At 65.0% G+C, this 7,319-nt stretch carries 8 protein-coding genes and 2 pseudogenes; 4 read left to right on the plus strand and 6 right to left on the minus strand.

Annotation, left to right across the window (positions count from 1 at the left end; genetic code table 11):
• Positions 1–199: 199 nt before the first annotated feature.
• The 4 genes from ybaK to wrbA form a co-directional block, all read right to left on the minus strand.
• Entirely contained in the window at positions 200–673 is a 474-nt protein-coding gene (gene ybaK, locus XpopCFBP1817_RS18250; RefSeq protein ID WP_128418197.1) for a Cys-tRNA(Pro) deacylase, read from the minus strand.
• A 4-nt stretch (positions 674–677) separates the two neighbouring features.
• Positions 678–1,163, minus strand: coding sequence for an asparaginase domain-containing protein (locus tag XpopCFBP1817_RS18255; protein WP_128418198.1), 486 nt, complete (start codon positions 1,161–1,163; stop codon positions 678–680).
• 89 nt (positions 1,164–1,252) lie between these two features.
• The gene (locus tag XpopCFBP1817_RS18260; protein WP_128418199.1) at positions 1,253–1,597 is read right to left on the minus strand and encodes a DUF2069 domain-containing protein; all 345 of its coding nucleotides are present in this window, start codon (positions 1,595–1,597) and stop codon (positions 1,253–1,255) included.
• Positions 1,594–2,190: an NAD(P)H:quinone oxidoreductase gene (wrbA, locus tag XpopCFBP1817_RS18265; RefSeq protein ID WP_128418200.1), complete on the minus strand. Its 597-nt coding sequence runs from the start codon at positions 2,188–2,190 to the stop codon at positions 1,594–1,596. Before wrbA ends, XpopCFBP1817_RS18260 begins: the two co-directional genes overlap by 4 nt.
• 111 nt (positions 2,191–2,301) lie before the next feature.
• Between wrbA and XpopCFBP1817_RS18270 the strand changes: the two genes are divergently transcribed.
• The 4 genes and pseudogenes from XpopCFBP1817_RS18270 (at position 2,302) to XpopCFBP1817_RS18285 (ending at position 5,769) form a co-directional block, all read left to right on the plus strand.
• On the plus strand, positions 2,302–3,579 hold the full coding sequence (locus XpopCFBP1817_RS18270) for a YihY family inner membrane protein (protein WP_128418201.1): 1,278 nt from the start codon (positions 2,302–2,304) through the stop codon (positions 3,577–3,579).
• A pseudogene (locus XpopCFBP1817_RS18275) lies at positions 3,576–4,187 on the plus strand (TlpA family protein disulfide reductase). The gene XpopCFBP1817_RS18270 and the pseudogene XpopCFBP1817_RS18275 overlap by 4 nt, the downstream one beginning before the upstream one ends.
• Positions 4,187–4,451: pseudogene (locus tag XpopCFBP1817_RS18280) on the plus strand (acylphosphatase). Before XpopCFBP1817_RS18275 ends, XpopCFBP1817_RS18280 begins: the two co-directional pseudogenes overlap by 1 nt.
• A gap of 85 nt (positions 4,452–4,536) precedes the next feature.
• A complete protein-coding gene (locus tag XpopCFBP1817_RS18285) occupies positions 4,537–5,769 on the plus strand; it encodes a hypothetical protein (RefSeq protein ID WP_128418202.1) in 1,233 nt (410 codons plus the stop codon).
• Here the strand turns inward: XpopCFBP1817_RS18285 and ppk2 are convergent.
• Both ppk2 and moaB read right to left on the minus strand, forming a co-directional pair.
• A complete protein-coding gene (ppk2, locus tag XpopCFBP1817_RS18290) occupies positions 5,751–6,533 on the minus strand; it encodes a polyphosphate kinase 2 (RefSeq protein ID WP_128418203.1) in 783 nt (260 codons plus the stop codon). The two genes, XpopCFBP1817_RS18285 and ppk2, sit on opposite strands and share 19 nt — an antisense overlap.
• Before the next feature lie 32 nt (positions 6,534–6,565).
• On the minus strand, positions 6,566–7,084 hold the full coding sequence (gene moaB / locus XpopCFBP1817_RS18295) for a molybdenum cofactor biosynthesis protein B (protein WP_128418204.1): 519 nt from the start codon (positions 7,082–7,084) through the stop codon (positions 6,566–6,568).
• Positions 7,085–7,319: the final 235 nt, after the last annotated feature.

The following is a 7,319-nucleotide window of genomic DNA, read 5'->3' on the forward strand; positions in this document are numbered from 1 at the left end:
AAGCTCGACGTCATGTTCCTCGGATTCCTGAGCTTCGTCCTGATCGTTGAAGGGCTTCTTATGTGTTAACAGGCCATAGCAACCGGGCACGTCGCCGCCGGACGGGCAAGATCGATGCCCGTCATCAAGGGTGAACGTTCTTTTCGAAATGCTGGCTAGAGCCAGCTGAAAATCACCAGGCGCGGTTGAGTGGCTGCGTCTAATCGCAAAGACTGCAAGCCCGCGCCTGCAATGCGGCGGCGATGCCATCGCCCGGCAATTCCAGCAGCAAACCGCGTTGCCCGGCGTTGATCCACAGCGACGGTGCCTCCAGCGCGGTGGCTTCGATCAGCACCGGCGCCTGGCGTTGTTGCCCGAGCGGGCTGATGCCGCCGACCTTGTAACCAGTGCGACGTTCGGCATCGGCCACGTCCATCATGCGCGCCGATTTGCCGCTGCACGCGCTGGCCAATTTCTTCAACGATACCCGGCGATCGCACGGGATCACCACGCACACCGCCTGCTCGTCGACCCAGACCATCAGTGTTTTCAGCACCGTGTGTGGCGCCAGCCCCAAGGCGTGTGCGGCCTGCAATCCTTTCGCATCGGCATCGGCCTGGTACGCGTAGGGATGCAGCACATAGGCCACACCGGCCGCGTCCAATGCGCCGGTTGCGCGACTGGCCTTGCTCATCGCTTCAGACCGGCTCGAAGCGGTTGGCGGCGACGTTCTTGCGCACGTTTTCCGGGTTCCAGATGCGCCCATTCATGGCGATATACACGCCGGCCGGCAGCGATTGCACTGCGCCGACCGCGCAGCCGATGTTGAACTCGGCATCCGAGCCGCGGAAGCGCGCCGGGTTGAGCGCGCCGGTCATCACGATGGTCTTGTCGGCGATCGATTGCAGCACCTTGCCGGTTTCCACCATCGAATCGGTGCCGTGGGTGATCAGCACATGGCGCGTCGGCTGGGCGGCGATGGTGGCGCGGACCAGTGCGCGGTCGGCATCGGTGATGTGCAGCGAATCCTTGCGGATGATCGGGATCACCGAGAAGCGGAAGGTCACGCCCAGTTCCTTGAGGATCTGGCCGATCTGCGGGTCGCCGATCTGGTAGTCCGATTTGTCGTCGAAGTAGATCTTGTCGATCGTGCCACCGGTGGTGACGATCAGGAGGTCTTCCATTGCTGCGAGTCCTTACAAACGTGCGCAGTACAGGCAGCGCGAGGGTCGTCATGATACGACCCCCGGCGCGCACGCTGCAGAACGCGGCCCTAGCGCGCTGCGCGTCGCTTGCCGAACCGCGCCGCCACACCCGGCCCGCTGACCAGCGCCACCACCAGCAGGGCCAGCAGCAATTCCAGCCACGCCAGTCCACGCGCTTGAGGCTGGCTCCAGGCCGCCATCACGCCGTGACTGAACCAACCCAGCGCGAACACCCCGGCCCAGAACCGTGCGCGCGCGCTGCGCAGCGCCAGCGCGGCCATGAGTGCCGGCGGCAATGCAAAGACCAGCAGCGCCGCCGTGCGGTGGCGGTCGTCGTGAAACCAGACCACGAACAACACCGCCAGCGCCAGCAGCGCGACCGTCAGCAACCAATGCAGAACGCGCAGGCTCATGGGCTGGCCAGACGCCGCGCGATATCGGCGACCCGGCGTCCCAGCGCGCGCGCCAGGGATGCTTCGTCGTCGCTGGGCTGCGGGTCGCCGCCTGCGCCGGAAACATGGCTGGCACCATAGGGTGTGCCGCCGCTGGTGGTGTGGCTCAGCGCAGCCTCGGTAAACGGGATGCCGACGATCAGGCAGCCGTGATGCAGCAGTGGCAACTGCATCGACAACAACGTGGATTCCTGGCCGCCGTGCATCGAGGCGGTGGAGGTGAACACGCCTGCCGGTTTGCCGGCCATGGTGCCGCTGGCCCATTCGGCGCCCAGGCTGTCGAGAAAATGCTTCATCGGTGCGGCCATATTGCCGAAGCGGGTCGGGCTACCCAGCAACACACCGCTGCAGTCGGCCAGATCTGCCTTGTCCACATAGGGCGCGCCGTCGTCGGGCACCGGCGGGGCGCTGGTCTGGGTCACCGCCGCCACCGGCGGCACCGTGCGCAGGCGCGCGCTCATGCCGGGCACTTCGCCGATGCCGCGCGCGATCTGCCGCGCCAGCCGCGCCACCGAACCGCCACGGCTGTAATACAGCACCAGAATCTCCGCCATCGCGCATCTACCGCTTGTGTGAGTTGCCGCAGTATCGGCGATGGCGTGGGCTAGCTGCACGCTGCAGGTGCGACAAGGCCGTGATGACGGCGCATCGGGTACCCTTGTGCGATGTCTCGCGTGAACAAACTCCACCAATGGAAAGAGCGTCTGCGCGACCGCGCGCGGACGGTGAGCTTCGGGCGCTTTCTGTGGCGCCGCTTTCCCGATGACCGCCTGTTCCAGGCCGCTGCGTCGCTCGCCTATACCACGGTGTTTGCGCTGGTGCCGCTGGCGATCGTGGTGTTCGGGGCGTTGTCGGCGTTTCCGGCCTTCAACGAATGGAAGGACGCGCTCACCGATTTCATCTTCAACAACTTCGTGCCCGGCGCGGCGCGCTCGGTGCAGAACTACCTCAACCGTTCGTTGGAAGATCTGGGCAAGTTCACCGTGGCCGGTATGGTCGCGCTGGTGGCCTCGTTGCTGATCACCCTGCACAGCATCGAGCAGACCTTCAACAGCATCTGGCGGGTGGCGGCTGCACGGCCGAAGGTGACGCGCTTTCTGATTTATTGGACAGTGCTGACCCTGGGCACGATGCTGGCCGCCGCTTCGATGGCAATGGCCGCCTACGTCTTCGCGCTACCGCTGTTCCGCACCACCGAAGGCCAATGGCTGGCGGCATTCGCCTGGCGGCTGGCGCCGATGGCGGTGGAATTTGTCTGCATCGTGCTGATCTACTGCGTGGTGCCGCAGCATGTGGTGCGCTTGCGGCATGCGCTGCCGGGCGCGCTGCTGGCGGTGATCCTGATGGAAATCGTCAAATGGGGCTTCGGCTTTTATCTCGGCAATTTTCAGACCTATCAGCGTATTTACGGCGCGCTGGCGGCGCTGCCGATCTTGCTGTTGTGGATCTATCTGAGCTGGGTGTCGGTGTTGCTGGGTGCGTCGTTGGCCTCGTCGATGGCGGCGTTCCGCTATCAACCTGAAGCCATGCGCCTGCCACCGGGCTTCGAGATCTATGGCGTGTTGCGGTTGCTCGGCCGTTTTTGGCAGGCGCGTCTCCAGGGGGACGGACTCGACGAAGACCGCATCCTGGCGCTGGAACCCATGCTGACCGACACGCTGATGCAGGAGCTGCTGTGCGAGCTTAAACGTATCCGCCTGCTGCGCCGCGACGAGCGCGGCCAGTGGCTGCTGGCGCGCGATCTGGATGTGGTGCCACTGGCCGAACTCTACGAAAGCTGCCAACTGCGCGTGCCGATCGAAGACCGCCCGTTGCCGTGCCGCGAGGATGCCTACGGCCAGGCCGCCGCAGCTGCGCTGGAACAACTGCGTCAACCACTGCGCAGCGTGCTGGCGCGGCCGGTCGGCGACCTCTATACCCACCTTCCCGGAGATCTTCCATGACCCTGCGCCTTGTGCGCGGCGCCTGTGCGCTGCTGTTGCCGCTGTTGTTGATGACCGCCTGCAAGCCCACCGGCGAGGGCACGCCCGCTGCCAGTACCAGAGCTGCGCCTGCAGCGCCCCCCCAGGCGCCGGACAAACTGGCCGCAGCCGCTGACCCGGCAGCTGCGCCCGATACCTCGGTGGCGCAGCAGGCTGCAGAGATGCCCAAGCTGTCGCTGCCGACCGTGACTGGCGAGGCCTACGACCTGGCTGCGCATCGCGGCCAGTGGGTGGTGGTCAACTTCTGGGCCACCTGGTGCGCGCCATGCCTGAAGGAAATGCCCGAGCTGTCGGCGCTGCACACCATGCGCGACAGCATCGAAGTGGTGGGCCTGGCCTACGAAGACATCAGTAGCGCCGAGATGCAGGCGTTTTTGAAAGACCACCCGGTGTCGTATCCGGTTGCCATTGTCGACCCCTACTAGCCGCCACAGGACTTCGCCACGCCGCGCGGTTTGCCGATGACCTATCTGATCGGCCCGGATGGCAAGGTCGCCAGGCAATTCCTCGGCCCGGTCACCGCGCGCGATATCGAAACCGCAGTAGGCATCACCGGCAAGGCCGGCTGATGCAGGCGGCGCGCTTCGTCGTCACCGGCGTGGTGCAGGGCGTGTGGTTCCGCGCCTCCCCGCGAGCGTGCGATCGGGTTGGACCTGTGCGGACACGCGCGCAATCAGGCGGACGGCAGCGTGGAAGTGATTGCAGCCGGCACCGATGCCGCGTTGGATGCGCTGGAAACCTGGCTCTGGCAGGGCCCGCCAGCTGCCAAGGTCGCGACCGTCACGCGCACGCCTTGCACGATGGCGCCGACTGAAGACTTTGTAACTGTCTGAGCGTTCGCCGCTGGAGCAGGGCAACAGACTTGCATCGCCTCGCCGATAACCTTCTCAGCGCGAGCACAGCGTGCAGGAGGAATGTATGGCCGCTCCATCTCAAGACCGCAATGACAGGCACGTGTTGCCTGCACACCGCAGCAACCGTCAACTGACGCAGCTCGCGCCGTGGTTGTATCTCTGCGTGCTGCTGGGAAGTGGCTGGTTGTTGTTCCTGCATCCGCAGACCCGCGTGCTGAAACCCGAGCAAGCGGCGACGAGCTGGCTGCTGGCGTGGATCTTCGGCGGCATTGTGATCGGTGCGGTGCTGTGGAGCCTGCGGGTGGCGCGCGACGGCCTGGGCCAGGCGTCTTCGGCAACCTACCCCCTGTCTGCACGCCTGCCCGATTCGTGGACAGACGCCTACGCCGCCTTGTTGCGTCCGGCCAGCGCCGCGCCGCTCTGCGCGCCCAAGCCCGACCCGGCCGACACTCAGCGTGGCGCGGCCTGGCACCGCTTCGGCGGCGGCATGCTTAGCGTGGAAAACTTCGATCCCAACGACGCCACCCGTGCGCCTTGGGACAGCCTGGACGCGCAAACCTGTATCGCCCGTCTGGACGATGTACGCCAGACATGGCAGAACGCCACCGCCACCCGCGCGCTGCAGCAGGAACGTCGCTACTGGCTGGACGTGGTGCTGTCCTTGCTCGACCACGGCGTCACCCGACCGCTGCAGGACGGCTATCTGCCCGATACCGCCACGCTACGTACCGAACGCTTTCTGCTTGGCGCCGATGCCGGCCCGATCGTGCTGGCCGAGGTACCGGCGCTGTTCGCACGCCGATTGGCACTGGCCATCGAGACGATGCCGACCCCGCAGCGCGAGGCCGCCGGCGTGCAGTGGCGTTTGCTGCAGCAGCTGCACGGCCTGGTTGCCGAAAGCCGCATGCTGGATGAGCGTTCTCAGGTCGTCCAGGTGTTGGCGTGGAATCCGGATGTCGACCTGGACCAGGTCGAAGTGGCCTACATCCTGGCTGACGAGTACCTGCATGGCATGCGCGACTGGTTGCGCCGCGCCTCGCTGGTGCGCTTGCCCGACAGTGCGCTACGCCTGGACGAAGTGCTGCTGTCTTCGTGCAGCCCGCTCGGCGCGCAGGCCGACGACGTGGACTACATTGAGGCCATGCGCCCGCTGCACCGCGGTTTCATGCAGCTGTTCAGTCAGCGCCTGAGCCAGTTGGTGCTACAGGCCGAGCAGGTCGAACGTCAGGCCGGCCTGTATCCGTTGCCGTCTACCACTGCCGCCAGCGACGAGATCTCTCAGGACTGGCCGGCGTAATCGTCGATCGGTTCCAGCACGCCGTAACGTTCCTTGTGTGGCTTGCCGCCCAACGGCGGCAGCTGCACTTTTTCTTCTGGCACCGACGTGTCCGGCAGTCGATGCAGCAGGTCGCGGATCAGGCTCAATCGGCCCAGCTTCTGGTCGTTGAAATCCACCAACGTCCACGGCGCGTCCGGCGTATGGGTTACTTCGAGCATGCGCTCGCGCGCAGCGGTGTAGTCGTCGTACTTGCTGCGTGATTGCAGATCTACCGGCGACAACTTCCAGCCCTTGAGCGGATCTTTGTGACGTTCGGCGAAGCGCTGTTCCTGCTCGGCCTGATCCACGCACAGCCAATACTTGAACAGCAAAATGCCGTCGTCGACCAGCAGTTGTTCGAAGCGCGGCGCTTGCTCAAGAAACGCCTCGTATTGCGCATCGGTGCAGTAGCCCATCACCCGTTCCACGCCGGCGCGGTTGTACCAGCTGCGATCCATCAGCACCAACTCGCCGGCGGCCGGCAGATGCGCCACATAGCGCTGAAAATACCACTGCGTGCTTTCGCGATCGTTGGGGCTCGGCAGCGCCACCACCCGGCATTGGCGTGGATTGACGTGGCTGGCGATGGCCTGGATCACGCCGCCCTTGCCGGCGGTATCGCGGCCTTCCACCAGCACCAGTGCGCGCTGGTTGGTGTGCCGTAGCCAGCGCGCCATGTTGACCAGTTGCAGTTGCAGCGGTGCCAGCAATTTCTTGTAGGCATTGCGTTTCAGATGCGACATGCGCGTTTCAACAAGGGTGGAGAGCGTGCAGGCTATTCGCCCAGGCGTGGACGCAGTGTCGCCAGATTGCAGGGCTTGGTGCGCGCATCCAGTTGCGCGCGCACGATCTTTTCCCACGCCGTGCGGCAGGCCGAGGTGGAGCCGGGCAGGCAGAACACGAAGCTGTGATTGGCCAGCCCCGCAAAGGCACGCGACTGCAGCGCGGAGGTGCCGATTTCTTCCACGCTGATCGCGCGAAACAATTCACCGAACCCGGGCATGGGCTTGTCCAGCAATGGTGTGATCGCCTCCGGTGTGCTGTCACGGCCGGTGAAGCCGGTGCCACCGGTGATCAGGATGCCGTCGACCTGCGCATCGGCGATCCACGTCGAGACGATCACGCGCATGCGATAGCGGTCGTCCGGGCATAACGCGCGTTGGTGCAGCACGTGGCCCTCGTGGGTGAGGGCCTCGACCAGATAATCGCCGGAGCGGTCATTGACCAGGCTGCGGCTGTCGGACACCGTGAGCACGCACAGGTGCAAGGGAATGAAGTCGAGATTGGAAGGCATGCCACAAGCCTAGCGAGCCTGGACGATCGGGTACAGCACTACGGTGTGAAGCCGCACAAAGTTGGTTGCAGGTGAGGGTTCGCTAACGCTGGTGATTTATAGCTGACAGTTCGCGCGAAGCCGAGACGCCCAAGATGGGTGGGGCAAGGGGGCATCCAGGCCCTGAGGTATCCCCACGTTTTTCAGCCCATGACCATCTGGTTGTAGACGTGTTCGGGCAGTGTGCGTAATCGCT

It is taken from the genome of Xanthomonas populi (assembly GCF_002940065.1).
GTDB classification, from domain to species: Bacteria; Pseudomonadota; Gammaproteobacteria; order Xanthomonadales; family Xanthomonadaceae; genus Xanthomonas; species Xanthomonas populi.